A 20,759-nucleotide genomic window follows, 5' to 3' on the forward strand; every position below is an offset into this window, starting at 1 on the left:
GTTTAGTTGCTCCTATTTCGATTCATTTCCCGCTTGATAATCATTGCTGCCCGTTTCGGACTAATGCCTATCAATCGGCGTTCTGGGCGATCTACTTCCCACTTACGTGATGGCGTTTTATTTTCCAGATCACTAATCAGTTTTGCGGCTTCAGCGACGGTCATATTCTGAGTAATGAATTTGAGCGTTGGCTTTTTGCCTCTCTTCTGCCTGCCTTGGGGCGGAAGTCTGTAACCTAAATCGCGTAACTCTTTTGCTTGCTCTCTCGTTGCCGGGTCGGTTTTCTTTGGTTCTTTCGCTTTCTTGGCTTGCTTGAATCTCTGCTGCAATCCGCTTTCCTCTGCTTCACCGGTATGGTGAGCCAGTGCAACGGTTCCTCGTCTTGATGGCCAACCAACAACCAAAACCCGGTTATTGTCTTTTTGAAAATGCTTTAGCTTCTTAGTGAAACCTTTAAGCATTTTTCGCCTGCCGTTTTTGCGCTTTGACCACGCTTTACCGTCTGGGTCACGCTGTGCTCGAATGTTTTTTTTGGTCGTTTTGGTGATGTATTTACCAAGCTCTTTCAGCACTCGGGCTCTGGCTTTTTTCTCAAGCTTTAGCAGCTCGAATTGCTCTTTAACTCGCAAATAACTGCGCTTATCGGCCCGTATCTCATACATTGCGGAGAACTACATTTGATAGCCTTTCCGCCTGCCAAATCTCGTACTCTTCAATCTTCCAGCGTTGACCATTCCAATAGATTGGCCCGTCTGGGTCTGCAGCCACTTTGACGGGTTCTTCAAACATGACTGAGACCAATACTTCGGCGTTTTTCTCATCTTCCAGTACTACGTCTACGTCTGGGTCGTCTAAGTCTTCGATGCGGAAACGGTCAGAATCGTTGTCCATCAACCACGCCCCAACATTGGCGAACAGCACCGCTGGGTCGTATTCTTTGAAAGGGAATTTGTCGAAGTAGAAGTCAGCAACATAACGCTGATACAGCAGGTCAAAACCATGGCCCATGTGCTTGGTTTCTAGTTTCAACTCAACCTTGCCCATTTCACATTCCATGCGCTTGGCTATCTTGTCGCCCACAACGCTGATTAAAAATGCATTTAGATCACGCAGCTTGTAGCCTGCTTGGTATTGCGTTCTCATAGCAAATCCACCGATGAACGGTTCAGCCCTTTCATATTTCGAATAATGCGCTGGCTTTCTGAAAGTAATTCAGTGCGCACCTCTACGCTTCTGTCTGCGATGTGATCGCCCTTGTCCTTGGTATGAACAGTTGCAATGTCCGGCAGCAAATCAGCTTTGGCTCTCGCAAATACTGCTGATTCGTATTGATATACAACACGATTTTTATCATTCATTTTCGGAAAAGCAGGAACATCGCCAGCAGTTGCATGCCCCTCTTCCTGATACATAGCTTTTAAGTCTTCGAGTTGCTGATTAACTTCCGAAACCGCATTAACTAGAGCGATAGCAATACGTTCTGAATCTTGAGCAGCAGGAATACCGCGACGCTTTTCAAAATCACCGGCATTGATGTTCGGCCAAAAACCGTCATTAGTGATTTCTGTCGCTTGATAATCCGAACCGGAAGATCCCGTAAACATCGTTATTCCTCTTTTAATAAGTGAGCCTCTAGCCACTGGGTCGACGGTATTGAGTTAGCCTATTGGCACTCTTACCTCACCAGCCGAGGCTCGGCGGCGTAGGAGCTGTTATAAGTTTTTGTTGTCTTTAATCGCTCGAATACGTTGTTCTACCTGACCAATTTTGGTTTTCACCCCAATTTTGGCGTACTTCTCATGAGCACACTGCAGTAGCAACAAGGCCTTTTCCAAGGTATCTAAACAACCGATAGATGTCGGTTGCGGTTGTCCTTCTTCATTTCGAAGTAAGTGCAACCCAGCAAATCGATACCACTTGGCATGCACTTCTTCGTGTAGTCGCCATTCGCTCTCAACCTTTTCAAAAACCGCGCTGAAATAAGGCTCGATAGAATGTCCTCTGCCAGACTCTTTTTCCGCCCAAGCTAAAACTTCATCGGCGCACACGGTTGGCCAGTCACGTCGGAAGTTATCTGGTGTAGGTAAATCAAGCGCTATGGCTTTCAAGCACCAATCAATCGCGGTTTCCATGTCGTTGACATCGAACAACCAGATAACCATATTGGTGAAAATTGGGTTCTCGAATACTTCGCCTTTTGCTAGGTAAGCTTCCACGTACGGTTTGTACTTGGGCACCAAAACATCACGCTTATGTTTCACCTTGTCTTCGATAGCATTGAGCTGTTTTAGATATTTGCGGTCTTCTTCAAAATCGATCAGCTTGATGTGCAGGCTTTCGGTATTTGCACTAGCACTCAACTTCGATGCAGAATGACTGACTTGATTTTCTAGAAGCTGACGACGCTGCCTTGCTAAAGGACTAGCCATTCATCACCTCTGCAGTGGCTGATTCGACGACTGAAACAGATTCGATAGCCGCGAACTTTTTAAGATTTCCCACAGCGTAACCTTCCATACGGATATGGTTTTGCTTGAAACGAAGCTCATCTTCATCGTTTTTCTGCTTACGCCACTGAGTGCCTTCTTGCGTCAGAATCTGTAGGTTCTTGGTATTGGTAACCCAAAGTTGATCAGCCGGGAAAAATGGTGGTGTGTAAGCCTTTTTGCCAGCAATTGTCTTGGCTAGGCTTTGGGCCGCTTTATGCTCTGTTGGACTATCGGCAGCCTCAAGTAAGCGGTGCTGCTCAGCCGCGACTAGATTCGACCCAACTAAAACAACGAGATCTGGGTCTTGACGATGTTCGGGAGCAATCGTCGTGTTGATTAGATCTTGCGTAAGTGAATCAAGATTCTTGTATGAATCAGTCGCAGTGCCTGTTGGGTCAAGCTTTGCTGATGCGAGTACCTGGCTAGATCTCTTCTCTTTAACAATCGTGAGCCAGCCTTTATTTACATCCTGGCCTAATGGATTTTTAATCGGGTCCGTATTAGTTGCGATAGACGTACCGTTAAAACCGACACGCAACATATCCAATGCAAAACGACGAGAAATCGCGCTTTTCATCATGCTCAACCAGTGACCTTTAGAGCCAGAGTTTGCCCATTGCGTCATAGTTTCCCAAAGGATGTGTGCTCCTGAATCTGTCTTTGTAAGCTCGTAGGTATTACCACTTTGGCCCACTTCCACGCTAAAACGTCCCGAACCAGATCGACCGGTCGAAAGGCCATCATCACCAACATCAACAACCTGACCTTTGATTTGCTGAACTGGCAGCAATGAAACCATACCTAGGAAAGCATCCGATTCCATAATTGCTTGACGTAGCTTAGTTTCCATTGGGGGCGTCAAGTTAAACGACTGTGTACCTTGCGGAGCATTTGCGGCGGATAACGTCGCTGTACAAAACTCTTGTAAATAACTGGTAGATAGTGCGTTCAGCATTAAAACATCTCCTTAGATGAGAAAGATTCACTAGCACCTGATGGATCTGGTTCCTGGTCAGGGACTTCTTGTGATAGTTCAGCAAACTTAGTTTCTAGTCCGTTCACTTTCTCAAACAACGGATTTAGCTTTTCTTCCAGCGCAGCGGAAAACTGCTCGACCGTCGCATCTTTGCTTGCTACTTCTGGTGTTTCTGGTTGTTCAGGTGTGTTTTGCAAATTGAACTCTTCTTTTAGTTCTTGCTTAAACTCACCTTTGAAAGCAGAAAACTGCTCTTTTAGTGCGACTTTTAATTGTTCTTCGGTCACGTTGGTGCCCTCTGCTGTTGATAGCGTTTCTGGCTCTTCATCGTCAGAAGAGAAAAATTCATTGAGTGCCGCAAAAAAGCGGTCTTTGCGAGTAAAGCAATCTGAAAAGTCCACCTCTTCTAAATGGCTTGCTTTGATCTCGGTGGTTTCCCCATGAACACGAGAGAATTGAAGGAGCGATGTTCCTGTGGAGGCTGGGGAGTCAGTCGCAGCTAGGCCCATTAGATAGCAACGCCCTTCCCCCTTGTAGTCGGGATTTGGCTCAATAGATGTGAAAAGTTTTTGTTTTTTACGGTTGGCTTCAAGCAGATAGTCATTCGGCTCTAGCTTGGCGAACAGACGTAATTTTCCGCCTTGTTCCTCCGCTTTTACTTCAACCACTCGGCCCCAGTTTTCACCGTAACCGTAAAATCGACGATGCTCAGGCCAAATTAGTGCGGTGTACTCATCCATCGAATAACTAGCGGCCATTTGCTCAATCCAATCACGGGTTATTTTACGCCCGTCGACGGTCGGTCCTTCTGTCGCGATGATTTTCCACTCACTAATCTTTGGCATTTTTGTACTCAAACTTGTCAATCACATACGGTTCGAGCCAACAATACGCCTTTGAATGTGTCGTTTCAGCTACTTCAATTCCTTGTAATTCGGATACATTTACTATCCGAATTCATCCGAACTTTGCTTAGTCATCTGCAAGTTTTCGGCGCGTATGATGCGCTTATGGCATATTCTCCCGAAATACGACAAGCCGCCCGAGCACTCTATTTGAAAGCTTGGACGCCACGTGAAATCGCTACCGAACTGAACCTGAATAATGAGCGCATCATTTATTACTGGGCAGATAAATTCGGTTGGCGCGATATGTTGCGTGAACAAACCATTGATGAAGCGATAGCAAATCGAATTCAAACACTGCTTGAACTTGTTGACCCCAGTAAAAACCAACTAGACATGCTCGATCGGCTTATCAAGCATCACGCTGCATTAAAGAAACAAAGGGCACAAGAAAAGCAGCAAGGTGAGCAACCTTTAAATACAGGGAATAAAAAGCACGACGGTACGAATAGCCGTAACAGCCAGAAATCTAGCAGTAATTCAAAGTCTACCAAGAAACGTAAAAGTAAAAAGAATGACATCAGCGAACTGAGTGAAGATGACTTTGTCACATGGCATGACTCCCTGTTTGCCTATCAGCATGTAATGCGCAACAACATAAAACAGCGTATTCGAAACATTCTTAAGTCCCGCCAGATTGGCGCAACTTACTACTTCAGTGGTGAAGCGTTAGAAGATGCGATTCTGACCGGCGATAACCAGATCTTTTTGTCAGCATCACGAGCTCAAGCGGAAGTTTTCCGCAGCTACATCATTGCTATTGCAAAAGAGTTCTTAGACATAGAGCTAACTGGAAACCCGATCATTCTCTCCAATGGTGCTGAACTTCGTTTTTTATCTACCAATAGCAAAACCGCGCAAAGTTACCACGGCCATGTTTATGTAGATGAGTATTTCTGGATACCGAAGTTTGACGAACTAAACAAACTCGCTTCGGCAATGGCTACCCATAAAAAATGGCGTAAAACCTACTTTTCGACACCATCATCGAAAATGCACCAGGCATATCCGTTTTGGACGGGCGACCAATGGCGAAAAGGCAGAGACTCACGCGCCAAAATTGAGTTTCCAACGTTCGATGAATATCGCGATGGGGGTGTACTTTGCCCTGATAAGCAGTGGCGATATGTCGTCACGATTGAAGACGCTGCTGCAGGCGGCTGTGAACTATTTGATATTGAAGAACTGAAGGACGAATACAGTAAAGACGATTTCGATAACCTGTTTATGTGTATCTTCGTCGACGGCTCTTTGTCTGTATTCAAATTCTCTGACCTCGAAAAAGGCATGGTTGACTCTGCCCACTGGCAGGACTTCAAGCCGAAAACAAAATCACCGTTTGCCGGGCGTGAAGTATGGTTGGGTTATGACCCTAGCCGAACGCGAGACAATGCTTGTTTGGTAGTAATAGCTCCACCGGCAGTTGCAGGTGAAAAGTTTCGTGTCTTAGAGAAGCACTACTGGAAAGGACTTAACTTCCAGTACCACGTGAGTGAAATTGAAAAGGTATTTCAACGCTACAAAGTCACTTACATAGGCGTTGATACTACAGGCATTGGTGGCGGTGTTTGGGACTTAATTAAGAAAAAGCACCCTCGTGAGGCCCACGCCATACATTACAGCAACGAAAACAAGAATCGCCTAGTAATGAAGATGATCGATATCGTAGAAGCAAAACGACTGCAGTTTGATGCCGAACACAAAGACATTGCTATGGCATTTATGGCGATTAAACGAGTGCCGACCAATAGCGGTAACGCTATGACCTTTAAAGCAGAGCGAAGTGAAACAACAGGCCACGCTGATGCGTTTTGGGCCATTTCACACGCCATTATCAATGAGCCGCTAGACCACAACACACCAACGAAATCAACCTGGGCGACTGCAGCATGAACAATCAAAAAGACAAACTAGTACAACAGGAGCAACATGTGGAATCGGTTTATCACCTTGACTCCACACCTGAGGCAATTGACTCAACGAGTTGGATGACTTCATATTCTGAGCTTTTCTATAACGACACTGATGGTTACTGGGAACCTCCAATCTCACGCCAGGGCTTAGCAGAAACTTCACGTGCAAACGCCTATCACGGGTCTTTACTTAAAGCTCGAGCAAATTATGTTGCTGCCCGTTTTATTTCAGGTGGCGGTTCAAGACGTCGGCAGATTCAATCTTTTTGTAATAACTACTTCACGTTTGGTGATGCCGCATTTTTAAAAATCCGCGACCACTTCAAGCGTGTTGTGCGCTTGTTTCCTCTACCGACCATGTATCTACGTAGACGTAAAAATGGGGACTTCGTTTTGCTAGAGCGAGACAACAAGCAACGAGTATACAAAGAGAATGACATCATTTTTTTGCCTCAAGAAGATCTGCAGCAACAAGTTTATGGATTACCTGACTATCTAGGTAGTTTACAAAGTAGCTTACTAAACCGTGATGCAACGCTATTTCGTCGTCGCTATTACAAGAACGGTGCACACATGGGATTCATTTTTTACGCCACGGATCCAAACCTTAGTGATGACGACGAACAAATGCTGAAGGAAAAAATCGCGAGCTCCAAAGGGGTGGGTAACTTTAGAAGTATGTTTGTTAATATTCCAGGCGGTGCGGAAAAAGGGATTCAGCTAATCCCGGTGGGCGATATCGCGACAAAAGATGAATTTGAGCGAATCAAAAACATCACTGCGCAAGATATTCTCGTAGGCCATCGCTTCCCTATAGGAAAAGCAGGAATAATTCCCCAGGGAACGACTAATCTGGGTGACCCCGTCAAAATTGGCAGTGAGTATGCCAAAGACGAAATCATACCTGTATGCGAATTAATTATGGATGAAGTTAACAACGATCCAGAGATAAGAAATATCAAAAATCTACATTTAAAATTTGATACTACGTTTGGAGAATGCTCATAAACCTGTACAAAAACACAGCCCTTTGACGTATCATTATTTGGTCAGTCAATAAGTTAGGTGCTTGTATGAGAGTATTGTGTCCGGAGTGTGGTTGTAAAAGCCGAATTCAAAAATCCAATCGACTATCCAATAGTCATGCCGATTTATATTGCAGTTGTAGTGACCCAGAATGCGGGCATAGTTTTGTGATGAACTTGTCTTATAGTCATACTTTAAGCCCATCGGCAAAAACAACTAGTCAAATAGCTTTTGATTTATGTAAGGCGTTGCCGCCAGAGGCACGACAACAGCTCAAACATCAACTCTCGATACTATAGTGAATCTTGTATAAACGCCGTGCTATCTACTTCAGAAGCCATCTCGACAATGCTCAAGATGGCTTTTTGTTTTTCGGAGTCCAACTGCCCTTTTGTATCAGCCAGTATTAAGCCAGCAATATATGCACCTGCCGCTCTAGTCCTCTCTGTTGCCTCACTATTAGCCACACCATCAATGACGATTTCTAAAGCAGACAACAAGATATCGTTTTGATTTTTATTCGACATATCAACACCCTTACCAATCATCAGTGAAATATACTGTATATCCATACAGTTTTCCACAGTGGTTTTTAGATACCAGTCACTAGTTTGTTATGACGACACATAAAGTAGCTAAAACGTATCTCTGCTGGAGAATGTTAGTTGATTAGCAGTGAGGAGATTTCATTTTGTAATTACTCATTTGAAGCATTTCAATTTTAAAGCAGTATTGCTGCATGACCTTCAGTTTGAAGGTTACTTTTCAATCAAACAAGAAAGCTGAACACTGATTAATATCACTAATTAAACATCTGCTAATTGAAGAGAATTATTAAAGGTTGCAATATCAGTATTGAAAATTATGTTTTAACACAAGCAACAATCTGACTTTTATGAGAACTATAACAACAGAAATTCTATTATCATTATTACTTGGAGCTGTGCCGATAATATTGCTCAGCAATCAACCTGATTTTTCAGCGGCAGAAAGCTTATCGTCTTTGAATCCTGGTGACATTGTACTCAACTACTTCTTATACTTATTATGTATTCATTTAGTTATTTGGTTTTTAAATAGTCAAGTTTTAAAAACAAACCAGTCTATTTCAGCAACGCTACAAAGGGCACACGAGTTCACTCACAAGCTCGGGTTTGCCATTCATGGTGTTTATCGTGTTATAGCAGGTGCTGTTCCAGCGGCAATTTGGTTTGAAATTGATAAGCATGGATTTGTTCAAGGTTGGCAAGCGATAACTATTTTCAGTGTGGTTTTATCAATATCTAGCTTTATCGCTAGTGTAGCTTTAGCCAAAGCTACTAACTATACAGCACCAAGAGCACTTCTTTTCGGTAAATAACATCAAAATTATAGTAGGCATAAATATCAAGTTGCTTACATTGCAAACAAATGTAACTTTTAGAGAGACTATTAATGAACAAATCAATCATTCTGGCCAGTGTTTTCATTGCATTAACTGGCTGTGCTTCACAACCTAATAATGAAAAATTCAATGTACATACAGCAGACTTTACAAAATCTAGTGACTTAAACCTATGTGCTGTCTATGGGGCCAGAGCGAATCGCTCTATTGAAGCTAAGAACGAACTAGTTAAGAGAGGTGTTTTCTCTGATGCTGAGTGGGAAAGCATTGCAGATAACAAAGTATCTGTCGGAATGACAGAGTGTGCTGTTAAAGCGGCCTACTCTGTTAATTTTATAAAACAGAAAACCACAAAATTCAAAAATGGTGATAAGGGTATGACTTTCTTTTATGATTGTAAGTCAAGCAATGCTACGTATTGTCCATTCACAAAAGTAGACTTTGTAAATGGAAAAGTCTCTGCAGTGTCTAAAGTTCAAAAAATATAACACCAAAAGCTAAAAAATCTTGATCTAATTTAAGTGTACCAAACCAGTAGGATGAGAATCACTAGCTTGGTACATTTATTACCAGAATCTGAGTAATGACTACAATCTCATCAATCAAATGGATCTGTCAGATTAGAAGAAAATACGAGTCCATTAAGCTGATTTTGTTCACACATAGCCTTGAACCTCTCTGTACAGTATAAGTTGCTGGCCCCTTCTAATCTTGATTTAAAGATCACTTTATCTTTCACATCATCATCAATGAATGCAAGAACCTCTAACCCATCAGGGCTTCCATATGAGATCTTCTCTACACACTTTTGTCTATCTTCTTTTCCAAAAGTCAGCGATGTATATAAATACCATTGTTCACTTTGATAATTGACAGGTAAAAAATCCCCGCTTTCAGATAAGAAACTATTTAAAGCTTCATATGCTCTCGGCGATAAAACAAGATATGTTCGTAACCATAAGCTAATATCAGGCAATACGGAGTTATCGGTTAATACATCTTCAAACTCGACCTCCGCAGACTTCCAAATATCTTTCAGAGATTTATTTTCAACAGCCTGCAATAAGATTCTCTCAAAATAGTCGAAATCCCCCAACTGGGTAGCGATTTCATCTGGGCCAGAACATACCGACTGAAACTTAGTTAAATCATCTGTAATTTTATAAACCGTCATCATCCTTTCCAAACTTCATTCTTAGCTTCCAAGACCTCTTTAGGGTAGGTGCCACTCTTTAACTCCATTTTGACCCGAAGTAAGTTAGCCTCAAAGTGCTGTTTACTCGGAATACCCTTCGAAAATTTGGAACTAATCCAAGTTTCATAATTAAATGTATGGATCGAACGGTGAGCCGGAGACTTAGGTGCTTCCCAGTTAAAGTCCGTATGCTTCGCATAATTTGTTAACCAAACACCATTTACGGGCGCATTTATGCCAATTTTATGCATGTGCAAATTTAATCTTGCGGCTCTCATTTCTGCTTTTCTAAACCTTCCCGAGCCAGGAATGATATGGTGAGGCTCATGGTTTTTAGTTGGTTTAGGCTCTCCTGCAGCGGTTAGATTATTAGCTAGTTTCGTCGTCGGATGATGCTTTTCAACGAACAACTCTTTCGCATTTTTTTTTAAGTTTTCTGCAGAGTACGATTGCAACTTAGCTTGCATATCTTCAACTCGAGCATGAGCAATGAGTTCAATCCTCATTTTTTTCAAAAACCTCAAGTCTTGTGCTTCAAACTGCAATCGTTTTGCTCTTTGCTGTTCAGTTTCACCCGCAGGTGGAGCCACACGATACTTGCTATAGAAATCGTCGACTAACGCATCAAAACGATCTAAGGCCAACTCAGCTGCAGTTGGATTACTAGGACGATTCGTTTTTCGTCCAACTATACTCAAATTATGCTTCATACTCGTATCCCTCCAACAAACAAAGCCGTTGGATAACATTCACATAACTGACGAGCAAATAATCAATAGCCTTTATGTGGCCTACAGCTCAGATTTTTATGCAAGCAATAGCACTTTAAATCAACTTTAAGAAATAGCGGTTCACTACTCTAACCTTTAAGTTCTTATGACGACACAAACCGGACTAACTCAATATTGGAAAAAGCCGCCCCTCAAGATAATCTGCCGTAATGCTATGCCAATAAGAAAGCTCACTTTCATCAACTTCCATGTGTTGTATAGATTCATGTAATAGTGATTGCCAATAGGACTGATTCTCCTTAAATCGCTGATATTCAGATTGATAGAAGTGGCTCGCGTCTTGTTTTATATCGCTCAGGTCCAAATCCCTGCAGTTCAATGACCACCCTCTTGCACCAGCAGCCCAAACCATAAACTTGTCTACTTTATCCTTAGCCAGTTCTCCCTCAAACGTAATGCAGAAGCGATTGCTCGTATTCACGTGTACTCCCCTGCTATGCAAGTTCTGACTCAGCTTTTCGGCCTGCTTTTCCAAACGGATGACTCTCTGATAAAGCTTGTTCTGATACTCCTCAGATTTCTGCTGCTTTTTGGCGATCGCTTTGGCCTTGATGGTTTGCTCTTTGGCATTTCGTAGCTTGCGGATTTGCCGCTTAATTGGCTTTTTCCACTGCTCAAGTTTGTAGCCCAACTCCTTAATTATTGCGGTCATATTGCCAGCTTCAAACGAAGCAAGAGTTTCCCAGGCAGGAGCTCTTGAGCACTTCGCGATATTGTATCTATTTCCCTTGATTAGCCCTTGATCAGCATTTTCACCTTTCGCGGCATAGCCAACAGCCTTGATAATGTAGGAACCGGCGGCTTTTGGCTTTTTGATTCGCTCTAGTTTCGCAAATCCATGTCCCCATATTTTTTCAAGTCGCTTAGCCCAAGGGCTAAAGAGATGCTCTGGTACCGTCCAGCGTAGCAAAATATGAACGTGCGGATTAGGCTCTCCATCTTCATTAGCTGGACACTCGGCTACCCATATGTAATGGAAATCAGCAGGCAAGTAAGTCGGGCCAACATCGCCGGGCTGAACATGTTTAGCAACTTTCTCCTGAGATAAGTCGCAGTACTTTCGTCCACTATCTTTATCAACTTGGATGGTATGGTCCGCAACCCAGCCGCGTTGATACATTTTCTTTGCGCCATCAAGAAAACGAGAGACTTCTTTACCTATTGTTGTCTCTAAAGTTTTTTCCATCGAGAACTCTTGCTTGGGCTTTTGTTTAAGATCGCAATATGGACCGACTATGACATTGCCCTGGTTCATAGCTTTAACACGCTTACTATCTGAGGTTGGAAACAGCCAGTATTCTCCACCAATATCCGTGATTGGTTGGCCAACTTTCTTTTCGCCACGCTTGGGATGTATTGTCACCATGTTGCGCTTATAGATTATTGGGTGATGCGATCCCATACTGACACACTCACTTCCATCCAACATTCCACCGAATATGGCCATCCGTTGTGCCTTGGTGAAAGTCAGCGTCAGAAAAGTAGAGAAACCACCATGGCAAGCTGCAGTGTAAGCCCCTGCCTCAAAGATTTTAGAAACAGAACGGGACGTCAGCTTTTCCGAGAACCTCTCACCACTGTTTTCCGCAGGCGCAGCACTAGATGGCGTTTCGGTTACCGCCTGAAACTTATAAGTTTCATTCCAAGACCGGTGCATTAGCTGCATTGAAATAGGAATCTTTTTAGGTTCGCCTTGTCCTCGTTTTCCATTCTGATTGAGAATGGCAGGTTTGGAGCGCTCGTTCGTTTCATACAAAGCATCATGGCTAAAGTTGGCGTCGGCATTGCTGATGATACTTTTAGGGCGTAGAGACTTGCTCAGACTCATCAACTGCTTAATTTGCTTGTCTTTTCTGTGGCGAAATTTCTCTGTCGGACTTTTGCGCCCTTTGACTAGCCTATACTCTTCGGCGATTCTCGCCGCCGCTTCGCGGTCGTGTTTCGAGCAATAATTTACAGATTTATAGAAGTCAGTTCGCTCTTGAAGATCTCGTTCGCGCTTAGACTTTCGATTGGGAACACGGTCATATATCGCTATTTTTTTGACCATGCCACTATCTAGAAGTGCTTGTTCTTGGTCTGAGTAAATTTTGGAACCTAAAAAACCAGCATTATAGCTGGCGTCATTTTTCCTGATTCGGTCCAGGGGCATCACTGCCCCACCGATATAGAGAAGATCAGATTGGTTCATAATCCATTCGTAATTTGTCTTTACCTACAGAGAAAACAGTAAACTTTTGGTGCTTCATACCGCCTCCAACTCCTGAGTTGTCACCAACATAAAGCCGCCCTTCCGGTTGCCCTTGCTCAACACGCCTTTGCTTAGATGAGTGCAGCTAAGGGAAACACATGCTTGTTCGATGGCTTGGTCTAGTGAGTCGAAGTCGCCAACCATTACATTGGCAACTTCTTGAGTTTCTTCATGGCGGATAACACCGCCAGCAGGACAAAGCATTATTGCGGCGTATTGCATAAATCAGCCTCCAGTTCTTTCTCATCGCGACGAACGGCAATGCGTTCGATCAAGTAATCTTCAATGTTCAGTAGTTCTTCAAGCGCACGCTCTTTATCAATTAACACAACGTTGTGAGCGTAATTCGTTGTGTTTTCATCAAACACAATCACGTTGATAAGGCTCATTTTTGATGAATACTCGATACGAATACTGATGACATCTGAGCTATCCAACGCCAAAGCGAACAGACTATTAATAGTTGTTTGGATCGCGAGTTTGTTTGCGACTTCATTTAGATTCATCTTTTATGCTCCTACGCTAAGACAAAAAAAGCCCCCTGTTACAGGAGCAAAGGCTTGGAGAATTAATGCGTACTGCTGAATTGGCAATGCTTGAGGCGTCGAACGTCACCAAGATTGCGATCGAACAACGTTGCGATTTCTTTAATCTGTTGCATGCCGTCACGGATTTTTTGAAGCTCCAAATCATTAAAGCTTTCAAACTCTCGCACATGCTCCGAGGCTTTCAGATCACCGGCTACTAAAACCATACCGCGAAAGCGTGGTGGCATCGCGTTCCACAACTGCTTCAACTTGCCGCGTGTAGCGGAACCATTGAACAAAGCTTTGCAAGCGGCAATGCTCTCGTTGGCGTTGGGTATTTGGTTTTGTTGTTCCTGTTGAATAGCTAACTGACTCATTGGCTCTCCTTAGGCTAAGCCCGGAAGTGGCGCACCGTTGGCGAGGAAATCTGTGCCCATTTGCATGAGTGGCTGAAAGCCGGTGGTGCGGTTTTCTAAATCGTTGACGAACAAAACTAAGTTGCCGATGGCCGCTTGAACCTTGGCAATGGTTTTGCGCTTTTGACTGCGGGGTAAACGGTCTGCACTGCACATGTGCATTGCATCGCTAGACAGCTCACCTGAATATTGGTTGTTAAGTAACGTGCGCTCTAAAAGGTTCTTATCTTCCCCGTCTTGAGGTAACTGAACCGTCACGACACCTAGATCAGCAAAGAGTGTGTTGACAATGGTGTAATCGCCGGATTCTTTACTCAGCAATGCCAAATCCACAGGGTCCAGTTTGTGAGGCTGTTCTGGGTTTAGCTTGTTACGCAGCATTCTCCCAGTCAGGCCAACGCGTGGAGCCAGCTTTTCCATATTGTGATTGATGGCGAAGTCGCAACATGCAGCGTTAAAAGATTGCTGTTTGCGTTCGCGGAATCCGCACATAGCGATATTTGAGTCCATGATCCACACTCTTACATGAAAGGCGGTACGAGAATGACAACCAACGTAAACACATTTAGCCACATTAGGCTGTGCATTTTAGCTAGAACAAGAGAGTAAAGGCCCATTACTTACCCAAGTGCAGCAATGGCTTCACGTGCCGCCATTTCGTGCATAGCAACCATGTTAATCAATGGCTTATCGCGGCGTTTGTCTTTGGGCTTGATGATGACGCGACCTTCAGTCACGTATTGCTTGATGGTGCCCATAGGTAAACCAGTAAGGCGGGAGTATTCTTCGTAAGTCACATATGGACTTAGTGGAGGTATCTTGTACGTTAACATGGTGATATCCTTGTATTTATGTCTATCTTCTTCGGTTGTCTCTTGCTTTGGTCGGCGTGACTTCCGAAACACACAAGAATTATTGATCGTCATTCTCGAACTTTCAACAAAAAATGACAAATTAATTCGAAAACGAGAACTTTAAGTCATGAGCATTCGTAAAATAGAACCTTTCGATTATTTGAAAGGCACTGATTTCACAGAAAATTTGAAGGATTTGACGGGATGTAAGAACTTTCAAGAAATGGCGTTCGTATATGGCGTACCAAAAAGCACTTTTAGCACTTGGAATACTCATAATCGAACTTCCCATGAACTCATGGTAAGAGCTCATTTAGCTTTGGGAATCCCAATGGTGGATTTGGCGTTAAAGCCAGAGGACCGGTTTAAGGCTCACTCAGCGACAAAATGTACTGCCGAAGAAGCAAGCGCTACAACTTCACCTAAACACAACTCAGTCCAGATCAAAAGCTATTGCCTGACCAATGGGGAGCTTTTAGATACTGGTGAGTTACCTTACGCTATCCGCAGGTTTAACAGCTTTAACCTCAAAGCTGACGCGACAATTGAAGTTGAAACTAATGAAGCTATATATCTCGTTGACAAAAGCTCTACAAACCCAGCTTCGGGCAAATACTTAATAGATATTGACGGTACTTTGTCGATCAATCATATCCAGCGCTTACCAGGCAAAAAACTGGCTGTTGTGTTTGGTGATAGCACCGTAGAAGTTTCAGAGAAAGCTATAAAAGTAATTGGTCGTGTAGCAGTCACGCTAAAAACATAGATATAAGTAAATATATCTTCCGTTACGTGACGAGTATCATCAGATTTTTATCCTAACGTTAAGCTTTGACATTTTATATGGTACAACATCCATATTCACTCAATAGCAAAATAAGTTAGACAATGATTATCGATAAAGTTGACATTTCGAGGTTTAGAGCTTTCGAGAATACGGCATTTACATTAGGTGAATGGGTTACTCTAATAGCAGGCCAAAACGGCACCCAAAAGAGCACATTATTAGGGATGTTATCCCAACCGTTTACAATAACTGATGAAGATCATCCATTACATGGTGAATTACCGTTATCAGGAGACAATTTTCGCTCCAGATTCAAAGATAAGTTTCGCTTATCTCCAATATTTGACCAAGCCAAACAACATGAGTGGACTCTACATTTAAAAAACAACAATAAACCTTTTACCCTTGAAAGTATTTCTCGAGATAAAGAAAAAGGAAAGATTCGTTTTTGGAGAAAAGGCGATCGGTCTGCAGGAAGTGGCTATATCCAACTACCAGTTATTTACCTTAGCCTCAAACGATTGATTCCAATAGGTGAAGAAGATGATTCTAAAATATCAACGAGCACTGATGTCACCCTAACCGAAGAAGAAAATGTTTGGTTCTCTACCTACTATAAAAAGATAATGATTAATCATTCAGAGGTATTAAACTCTGTTGATTATGTAAAAAGTCCAAACAAAGCTACTTTAGGTGTTAGCACAAAGACATATGATTGGAATACAAACTCTGCAGGCCAAGATAATATAGGCAAAATTTTATTAGCCATCTTGTCTTTCAAACGATTGAAAGACAAGTATGGCGAGAAGTATGAAGGGGGTATTTTAGCTATAGATGAGATAGATGCAACATTGTATCCTGGCTCTCAAATTAAGTTACTTGATTCTTTTATGGAAATTTGTCGAGATTACAAAATCCAAGTAATTGCGACAACGCACTCTTTAGAACTACTTAAAAAGGCAGATGCTCTTTCAAAACGTAAAGCCAAAAAGGTAAAAATCATTTATCTTAAAAAGCAGGATGGAAAAGTTCTTATAGATGACAATCTTGAATATGATCGAATACTTCATAATTTAAAGTTATCACTAGGAGAGCCAGTACCGCCTAAGCCAAAACTTACAATTTATACAGAAGATCCTGAGTGTATACATTTTGTGAAGGCATCACTAGGAAGGACTGTAAATAACATTGCCTTTTCAGATATAAGTTTAGGCTGTGGTAATTATGTTCAAATGGCTACAAAAAAAGTTCCAACTTTTACATTCCCGCATTCCATCGTTGTCTTGGATGGGGATGCAGCTCCTATTTTACAGAAAAGGCGCCTCAAAAATTTTATATGCATACCTGGGGAGCAAAGACCTGAAGGAACTTTAGCTAATTTCTTGCATAACCTACCTGAAGCAGATTCATTTTGGACATCTAAGAATCCAGACTATTCTAAACAACATTGCTTTCTAGATTTTACTCTTAACGATATATTATTAGATCGCGGTAAAGCAAAAGCTTGGTACAACAGACAATTAGGAACAAATAATTGGGGGCGCCATGCCAGTCACCTCTATAAGCGATATTTTGAGGCATACCCAGAAGTAAAAGAAGATTTTGTTTCTAGATTCAAGAAAATTCACGAAGAAATATTGAAACATACCGAATAATAAAAAGGCTCCTAATGGAGCCCTTTTACTTTAGTGGTTTACCAAGATTTTTTAACTTTCTCAGTTCATTAAATGAGATGTCAGGTTTAAACAATACCTTATGGATAGTTGGGCTATGAATGATAAGCTCAGAGCCTTTGCGTTTTGTTTGTGCCGTATATGTTAGACCAAATGGTTGTGGATCAAACTCTGCGTATATACCAGCAATCTCGGGAGTATCATCATAGGTTACAATCCAAGGATGCTGAATATTTCTCACACTGCGGTAAAGACGATAGTGATCATCATGCTTAAAGAAATTTTGGTAAAGACCTTTGCCTTTAACATAGTAAGGCGGGTCGATATTAACGAGACATGGGCCGTCGATATCTGGTAGGTATTCATCAATAAACAATGTAGCGTCGACATTAGTTAAAACTATGTTTTCCCTACGCGCAGCAATAGCCCTAATTTGCTGAGTCAATCTTTCTTTGTTATATCTACAGTCTAGTAGGTAGTTACCATTTTGCTCTAGACCACCGATCACACCAGCTTTAATGATCCCAGAACGGTTTGTTCTATTTAAGAAAAACGTCGCAAATCCCAATTGAAGAGAGTTAGTCTTGTCATTGGAATAAACTTCCTTTTGTCTGAACCACTCTTCTATTGTAACGTCGGTGTTTTCTATCAACTGACAAAGCTCATCAGTTCGATTTAACACGCTATACCAGAAAGCATGAATCGCAGGGTCTAAATCGTTAACCCACACATTTTCAACATGCCCTTCTAAAAGTAGATACCATGCGATTGCACACCCACCGGCGAATGGCTCCACGTACGTTCCCCCCTCAAGCCCATTTAGCTTGAGAGTCTCCACGACATATGCGGTAAGCTTGGACTTCCCACCTGGATACCTTAGCGGTGAATAAAACATTATCTTTCCTTCAATTCAATCAGGACTTTTAGCAGGGGCGTAAGCATATCCCAAAAGCCATTTACAAATCTATAATCAATTTTATGGGTTTCATGTCCATGCATATAGCTGTTCAACGTATCTAAACTGTGTTCATTGTTTGGCTGAAGTAGCTTACTGATAACCTTGTTTGCTTGTGTTTCCTTTACATGACTATCGCACAAAAACTTAAGACGTTGCTGGAGGATAGTATGATTGTAGTCTTTGTTGTACTGTTTGGCCACGAGCTTTTCTAATTCATTTCTACGAATAAAATCATCGACTGAAAGATCAAGAAATACGCGAAGAGTTATAGATGCCGAATGAGTATAAAGATGCACTGGCACTTTTTTTAGTTCAGCAAATAGGCTATTGAGTTTTGCGCTATGCACCTTGATCGTCGTTTGGGGAATGACCATTCGAAGTCTATTACTCTTAAGCTTAACTGGTACGTCCAACTTAATTTGAGTAGAACCAGATACACTAGCTTGCTCATTAACGTTATTGGTTGTTTCAGCTTTAGGTTCCGTACCATTACTAGGACTGTTCGGTTCGATTTTTTCTGGAGAGTCTATCGATGTTGAAAGTACTTTTTCTTTTCCATTTTCTGGGAAAGTAACTTCTGGAAGTACAGCAAATATACTCTCGTTCCTTTCTGGTATCGAACGAGTGTTCACAGCAAAGTCTAAGTCATTGGGTTCAATATTAAACATCAGTTTAAGAAACTTACCATACGCATGGAGAAAACTATCTTCGTTCGAAGTTATTTTAACTTTCATTCCATCAAACTGAACTCCCCACCGATCTCGAACTGACTCACTAGCAAACCAACGCTCTAGAATAGTCATAGATATACGGTTGCTATAAATCAGCTCTTTTTCTTCCTCACTCATCAAGTCTGTAACTTGTTTACGAGTAGCTAAATCACGCAACTGAACATATCTGAGTGCCTGAATTATCTCTGAACGAGTAAAACCTGTGACTGATATAATTTTATCAATATCGTGTTCGTACTCATCATACAAACTCACAATGAAGCGCTGTTGCTGCAAACGCTGCCACGGTTTCTGAATAGAGCTAGTCGAATGACGCTGTAAAACATACCAGCGTGTTGCTTCTAGGCTTGGTGCTACACAGACTTGCACTTTTTCAATGTCGTTTCGGTCAATGAGCTTTGACTGCTGCAAAATGAACTTACGAATTGATTTAGGCGCTTTCTCTGGATTCCGCAGCAGTTTGAGAGCCAAAATACGACGATTTCCTTCTGCAACAATATAGCGTTCAGTCTCGTCTTTCCAAACAACAATGGGTTCAAAATCCATAAAGCCGAGTTTGATGATCGATTTAATGAGCTCAAAAAAGCTCGCTTTGTCTGAAGGTTCATTGATAATTTCTTCAGCAAAGTCAGCTAACTTTATTCTCGATTGGCTTTCTGCCGTATCAAAACGGGGGTTTTCTTTCCAGAGCTTCAAATAGTCAACCGAACGGGGTGTACGCTTTTCCCACCACTTATTTTTGTTACCAACCACTTTCATTAAACCTCAAGCTTATATATCTACAAGTATGATATTCATATAAAACGAGTATGTTAAGCACCTTAATGCTCATTTGAGAAGGGTTGCTTATATTTGGAGCAAAATTTGACTATTATCAAAGACTAACACTGTATATAAAAACAGATTTGGTGTAAGTGCCGCGTCAAGCTAGAGAGCATGCTCTAGCTTGACTTACCTCTATCGTTCAATAGTAGAGGTATCATTCCTTTGCCTGAACAAGCCTAACTAAAATTGCTTGTTTTTGACGTACTCTTCTAGCTCATTCCGTATCGACGTATTCAAACTTAGCGCAGCGAATGCATTAGAAAATTTGTCCATCGTCAATTTACAATCAGAAAATGGCTTCTCATTTCTAGCATAGTCAAACAAATCATCCACCAATACTTGAAGTTCTCCTAAAGAATACAAGCAAGACTTTCTATATGATCGATTGCCTGAGCTATCCGTCGGAATAGCTCTCATTCTTGCATCATGAATCTGCAGTAGCATTAATATATTTGCCAAATATTCAGCTACATCCGGCGTTGCCGATTTTATACATTCTTTGAAAATAGGGATATGACGCTCATATGTGTCTGGTATTTCAGTCTTTAGAGCATTTCTCTTGCGCCTAGGTTCTTTCGAGTTTTCATATGCTTCACTCAGTACCTTAGCGCTTTTTCTAAGATAGTCACATAATTCATTGAGCGCTTGTGGCAAGAAAGCCTTAGCTGCTATAAATTCTCTTTCTAACTGTTTAGTGACATGATATCGAGATATGTTAAACGCAATCAAGCTAGAGCCAAAAGCTAGCATGCCCACATTGAGAGCCTGCCATGAGTACCACACGCCATGTACATACTGCCAACTCCACTTTCCTTCAATAAAGGGATGGATGAACATTGAATATAAATATACAAGAATTACAACGACACTAAAAAAGTTCAGCGCCCGAATTAGATTTTCAACCCCAAATAAGGTTCGATACAGTTTCAATATTCCTCCAACCCACGTCGGTTCTTGTTCAACATTCACTTTCTAACTCCAAACATAGTACAAACCCTCGCTAGCCTTCAAAATGATTGGTTGACGCCCTCATAATGTTACTTTTTGCATATAAATAC

Annotated in this window: 25 protein-coding genes; 7 read left to right on the top strand and 18 right to left on the bottom strand. The window is 41.9% G+C overall.

Annotated features, from left to right (window positions below; genetic code table 11):
* Nucleotides 1-2 precede the first annotated feature (2 nt).
* The 6 genes from N646_RS05785 to N646_RS05810 form a co-directional block, all read right to left on the bottom strand.
* Nucleotides 3-662, bottom strand: coding sequence for a phage virion morphogenesis protein (locus tag N646_RS05785; RefSeq protein WP_017635446.1), 660 nt, complete (start codon nt 660-662; stop codon nt 3-5).
* Nucleotides 655-1,143, bottom strand: coding sequence for a phage tail protein (locus tag N646_RS05790; protein WP_017635447.1), 489 nt, complete (start codon nt 1,141-1,143; stop codon nt 655-657). Before N646_RS05790 ends, N646_RS05785 begins: the two co-directional genes overlap by 8 nt.
* Complete coding sequence (locus tag N646_RS05795; RefSeq protein ID WP_017821173.1) at nt 1,140-1,604, bottom strand: head completion/stabilization protein; 465 nt, start codon at nt 1,602-1,604, stop codon at nt 1,140-1,142. Before N646_RS05795 ends, N646_RS05790 begins: the two co-directional genes overlap by 4 nt.
* A 108-nt stretch (nt 1,605-1,712) precedes the next feature.
* On the bottom strand, nt 1,713-2,429 hold the full coding sequence (gene gpM / locus N646_RS05800) for a phage terminase small subunit (protein ID WP_017821172.1): 717 nt from the start codon (nt 2,427-2,429) through the stop codon (nt 1,713-1,715).
* Nucleotides 2,422-3,444 carry a phage major capsid protein, P2 family gene (locus tag N646_RS05805; protein WP_017821171.1) on the bottom strand — a complete coding sequence of 341 codons (1,023 nt, stop codon included), beginning with the start codon at nt 3,442-3,444 and terminating at the stop codon, nt 2,422-2,424. Before N646_RS05805 ends, gpM begins: the two co-directional genes overlap by 8 nt.
* The gene (locus N646_RS05810) at nt 3,444-4,310 is read right to left on the bottom strand and encodes a GPO family capsid scaffolding protein (RefSeq protein WP_017821170.1); all 867 of its coding nucleotides are present in this window, start codon (nt 4,308-4,310) and stop codon (nt 3,444-3,446) included. The genes N646_RS05805 and N646_RS05810 overlap by 1 nt, the downstream gene beginning before the upstream one ends.
* A 165-nt stretch (nt 4,311-4,475) precedes the next feature.
* Here N646_RS05810 and N646_RS05815 point away from each other — a divergent pair, with 165 nt between their 5' ends.
* From N646_RS05815 to N646_RS23635, 3 genes are all read left to right on the top strand, one after another.
* Nucleotides 4,476-6,263 carry a terminase large subunit domain-containing protein gene (locus N646_RS05815; RefSeq protein WP_017821169.1) on the top strand — a complete coding sequence of 596 codons (1,788 nt, stop codon included), beginning with the start codon at nt 4,476-4,478 and terminating at the stop codon, nt 6,261-6,263.
* Entirely contained in the window at nt 6,260-7,291 is a 1,032-nt protein-coding gene (locus tag N646_RS05820; RefSeq protein ID WP_017821168.1) for a phage portal protein, read from the top strand. Before N646_RS05815 ends, N646_RS05820 begins: the two co-directional genes overlap by 4 nt.
* Before the next feature lie 65 nt (nt 7,292-7,356).
* Complete coding sequence (locus N646_RS23635; protein ID WP_017821167.1) at nt 7,357-7,608, top strand: ogr/Delta-like zinc finger family protein; 252 nt, start codon at nt 7,357-7,359, stop codon at nt 7,606-7,608.
* Here N646_RS23635 and N646_RS05825 read toward each other — a convergent pair.
* On the bottom strand, nt 7,603-7,881 hold the full coding sequence (locus N646_RS05825; protein WP_017821166.1) for a hypothetical protein: 279 nt from the start codon (nt 7,879-7,881) through the stop codon (nt 7,603-7,605). The two genes, N646_RS23635 and N646_RS05825, sit on opposite strands and share 6 nt — an antisense overlap.
* 323 nt (nt 7,882-8,204) lie before the next feature.
* Here N646_RS05825 and N646_RS05830 point away from each other — a divergent pair, with 323 nt between their 5' ends.
* Nucleotides 8,205-8,669, top strand: a complete 465-nt coding sequence (locus N646_RS05830) for a hypothetical protein (protein ID WP_021707714.1) — start codon at nt 8,205-8,207, stop codon at nt 8,667-8,669.
* Between the two features lie 74 nt (nt 8,670-8,743).
* A complete protein-coding gene (locus N646_RS05835; RefSeq protein WP_017821164.1) occupies nt 8,744-9,181 on the top strand; it encodes a hypothetical protein in 438 nt (145 codons plus the stop codon).
* Between the two features lie 110 nt (nt 9,182-9,291).
* Here the strand turns inward: N646_RS05835 and N646_RS05840 are convergent, their stop codons facing one another.
* From N646_RS05840 to N646_RS05875, 8 genes are all read right to left on the bottom strand, one after another.
* Nucleotides 9,292-9,867 (bottom strand): hypothetical protein, encoded by a 576-nt coding sequence (locus N646_RS05840; RefSeq protein ID WP_017821163.1) that lies wholly within the window; start codon nt 9,865-9,867, stop codon nt 9,292-9,294.
* Nucleotides 9,867-10,598, bottom strand: coding sequence for an AHH domain-containing protein (locus tag N646_RS05845; RefSeq protein WP_017635458.1), 732 nt, complete (start codon nt 10,596-10,598; stop codon nt 9,867-9,869). The genes N646_RS05840 and N646_RS05845 overlap by 1 nt, the downstream gene beginning before the upstream one ends.
* 184 nt (nt 10,599-10,782) lie before the next feature.
* On the bottom strand, nt 10,783-12,870 hold the full coding sequence (locus N646_RS05850) for a rolling circle replication-associated protein (protein ID WP_017821162.1): 2,088 nt from the start codon (nt 12,868-12,870) through the stop codon (nt 10,783-10,785).
* A 54-nt stretch (nt 12,871-12,924) separates the two neighbouring features.
* Nucleotides 12,925-13,152, bottom strand: a complete 228-nt coding sequence (locus N646_RS05855; protein ID WP_017821161.1) for a hypothetical protein — start codon at nt 13,150-13,152, stop codon at nt 12,925-12,927.
* Nucleotides 13,134-13,436: a hypothetical protein gene (locus N646_RS05860; RefSeq protein WP_017821160.1), complete on the bottom strand. Its 303-nt coding sequence runs from the start codon at nt 13,434-13,436 to the stop codon at nt 13,134-13,136. Before N646_RS05860 ends, N646_RS05855 begins: the two co-directional genes overlap by 19 nt.
* A 62-nt stretch (nt 13,437-13,498) precedes the next feature.
* A complete protein-coding gene (locus N646_RS05865) occupies nt 13,499-13,834 on the bottom strand; it encodes a hypothetical protein (RefSeq protein WP_017821159.1) in 336 nt (111 codons plus the stop codon).
* Between the two features lie 9 nt (nt 13,835-13,843).
* Complete coding sequence (locus tag N646_RS05870; protein ID WP_017821158.1) at nt 13,844-14,383, bottom strand: phage regulatory CII family protein; 540 nt, start codon at nt 14,381-14,383, stop codon at nt 13,844-13,846.
* A 110-nt stretch (nt 14,384-14,493) separates the two neighbouring features.
* The gene (locus tag N646_RS05875; protein WP_017821157.1) at nt 14,494-14,706 is read right to left on the bottom strand and encodes a hypothetical protein; all 213 of its coding nucleotides are present in this window, start codon (nt 14,704-14,706) and stop codon (nt 14,494-14,496) included.
* Between the two features lie 148 nt (nt 14,707-14,854).
* Between N646_RS05875 and N646_RS05880 the strand changes: the two genes are divergently transcribed.
* Complete coding sequence (locus N646_RS05880; RefSeq protein WP_017821156.1) at nt 14,855-15,493, top strand: phage repressor protein CI; 639 nt, start codon at nt 14,855-14,857, stop codon at nt 15,491-15,493.
* A 122-nt stretch (nt 15,494-15,615) separates the two neighbouring features.
* Complete coding sequence (locus N646_RS05885) at nt 15,616-17,169, top strand: AAA family ATPase (RefSeq protein WP_017821155.1); 1,554 nt, start codon at nt 15,616-15,618, stop codon at nt 17,167-17,169.
* A gap of 25 nt (nt 17,170-17,194) precedes the next feature.
* On the opposite strand, the gene N646_RS05890 is transcribed toward N646_RS05885, so the two are convergent.
* From N646_RS05890 to N646_RS05900, 3 genes are all read right to left on the bottom strand, one after another.
* On the bottom strand, nt 17,195-18,082 hold the full coding sequence (locus N646_RS05890; RefSeq protein WP_017821154.1) for a DNA adenine methylase: 888 nt from the start codon (nt 18,080-18,082) through the stop codon (nt 17,195-17,197).
* Complete coding sequence (locus N646_RS05895) at nt 18,082-19,635, bottom strand: ParB/Srx family N-terminal domain-containing protein (RefSeq protein WP_017821153.1); 1,554 nt, start codon at nt 19,633-19,635, stop codon at nt 18,082-18,084. The genes N646_RS05890 and N646_RS05895 overlap by 1 nt, the downstream gene beginning before the upstream one ends.
* Nucleotides 19,636-19,881: 246 nt before the next feature.
* The gene (locus tag N646_RS05900) at nt 19,882-20,670 is read right to left on the bottom strand and encodes a hypothetical protein (RefSeq protein WP_017821152.1); all 789 of its coding nucleotides are present in this window, start codon (nt 20,668-20,670) and stop codon (nt 19,882-19,884) included.
* Nucleotides 20,671-20,759 lie beyond the last annotated feature (89 nt).

Origin of the sequence: Vibrio alginolyticus NBRC 15630 = ATCC 17749 (assembly GCF_000354175.2) — a bacterium.
Classification (GTDB): Bacteria; Pseudomonadota; Gammaproteobacteria; order Enterobacterales; family Vibrionaceae; genus Vibrio; species Vibrio alginolyticus.

What these genes read in the sequence shown, in the direction of transcription:
- N646_RS05870 (WP_017821158.1), bottom strand. Translation starts at nt 14,383, where the DNA reads ATGGACTCAAATATCGCTATGTGCGGATTCCGCGAACGCAAACAGCAA.
- N646_RS05860 (WP_017821160.1), bottom strand. Translation starts at nt 13,436, where the DNA reads ATGAATCTAAATGAAGTCGCAAACAAACTCGCGATCCAAACAACTATT.
- N646_RS05830 (WP_021707714.1), top strand. Translation starts at nt 8,205, where the DNA reads ATGAGAACTATAACAACAGAAATTCTATTATCATTATTACTTGGAGCT.
- N646_RS05880 (WP_017821156.1), top strand. Translation starts at nt 14,855, where the DNA reads ATGAGCATTCGTAAAATAGAACCTTTCGATTATTTGAAAGGCACTGAT.
- N646_RS05840 (WP_017821163.1), bottom strand. Translation starts at nt 9,867, where the DNA reads ATGACGGTTTATAAAATTACAGATGATTTAACTAAGTTTCAGTCGGTA.
- N646_RS05810 (WP_017821170.1), bottom strand. Translation starts at nt 4,310, where the DNA reads ATGCCAAAGATTAGTGAGTGGAAAATCATCGCGACAGAAGGACCGACC.
- N646_RS05825 (WP_017821166.1), bottom strand. Translation starts at nt 7,881, where the DNA reads ATGGATATACAGTATATTTCACTGATGATTGGTAAGGGTGTTGATATG.
- N646_RS05895 (WP_017821153.1), bottom strand. Translation starts at nt 19,635, where the DNA reads ATGAAAGTGGTTGGTAACAAAAATAAGTGGTGGGAAAAGCGTACACCC.
- N646_RS05850 (WP_017821162.1), bottom strand. Translation starts at nt 12,870, where the DNA reads ATGAACCAATCTGATCTTCTCTATATCGGTGGGGCAGTGATGCCCCTG.
- N646_RS23635 (WP_017821167.1), top strand. Translation starts at nt 7,357, where the DNA reads ATGAGAGTATTGTGTCCGGAGTGTGGTTGTAAAAGCCGAATTCAAAAA.
- N646_RS05785 (WP_017635446.1), bottom strand. Translation starts at nt 662, where the DNA reads ATGTATGAGATACGGGCCGATAAGCGCAGTTATTTGCGAGTTAAAGAG.
- N646_RS05855 (WP_017821161.1), bottom strand. Translation starts at nt 13,152, where the DNA reads ATGCAATACGCCGCAATAATGCTTTGTCCTGCTGGCGGTGTTATCCGC.
- N646_RS05795 (WP_017821173.1), bottom strand. Translation starts at nt 1,604, where the DNA reads ATGTTTACGGGATCTTCCGGTTCGGATTATCAAGCGACAGAAATCACT.
- N646_RS05845 (WP_017635458.1), bottom strand. Translation starts at nt 10,598, where the DNA reads ATGAAGCATAATTTGAGTATAGTTGGACGAAAAACGAATCGTCCTAGT.
- N646_RS05790 (WP_017635447.1), bottom strand. Translation starts at nt 1,143, where the DNA reads ATGAGAACGCAATACCAAGCAGGCTACAAGCTGCGTGATCTAAATGCA.
- N646_RS05865 (WP_017821159.1), bottom strand. Translation starts at nt 13,834, where the DNA reads ATGAGTCAGTTAGCTATTCAACAGGAACAACAAAACCAAATACCCAAC.
- N646_RS05805 (WP_017821171.1), bottom strand. Translation starts at nt 3,444, where the DNA reads ATGCTGAACGCACTATCTACCAGTTATTTACAAGAGTTTTGTACAGCG.
- N646_RS05815 (WP_017821169.1), top strand. Translation starts at nt 4,476, where the DNA reads ATGGCATATTCTCCCGAAATACGACAAGCCGCCCGAGCACTCTATTTG.
- N646_RS05890 (WP_017821154.1), bottom strand. Translation starts at nt 18,082, where the DNA reads ATGTTTTATTCACCGCTAAGGTATCCAGGTGGGAAGTCCAAGCTTACC.
- N646_RS05885 (WP_017821155.1), top strand. Translation starts at nt 15,616, where the DNA reads ATGATTATCGATAAAGTTGACATTTCGAGGTTTAGAGCTTTCGAGAAT.
- N646_RS05835 (WP_017821164.1), top strand. Translation starts at nt 8,744, where the DNA reads ATGAACAAATCAATCATTCTGGCCAGTGTTTTCATTGCATTAACTGGC.
- gpM (WP_017821172.1), bottom strand. Translation starts at nt 2,429, where the DNA reads ATGGCTAGTCCTTTAGCAAGGCAGCGTCGTCAGCTTCTAGAAAATCAA.
- N646_RS05820 (WP_017821168.1), top strand. Translation starts at nt 6,260, where the DNA reads ATGAACAATCAAAAAGACAAACTAGTACAACAGGAGCAACATGTGGAA.
- N646_RS05875 (WP_017821157.1), bottom strand. Translation starts at nt 14,706, where the DNA reads ATGTTAACGTACAAGATACCTCCACTAAGTCCATATGTGACTTACGAA.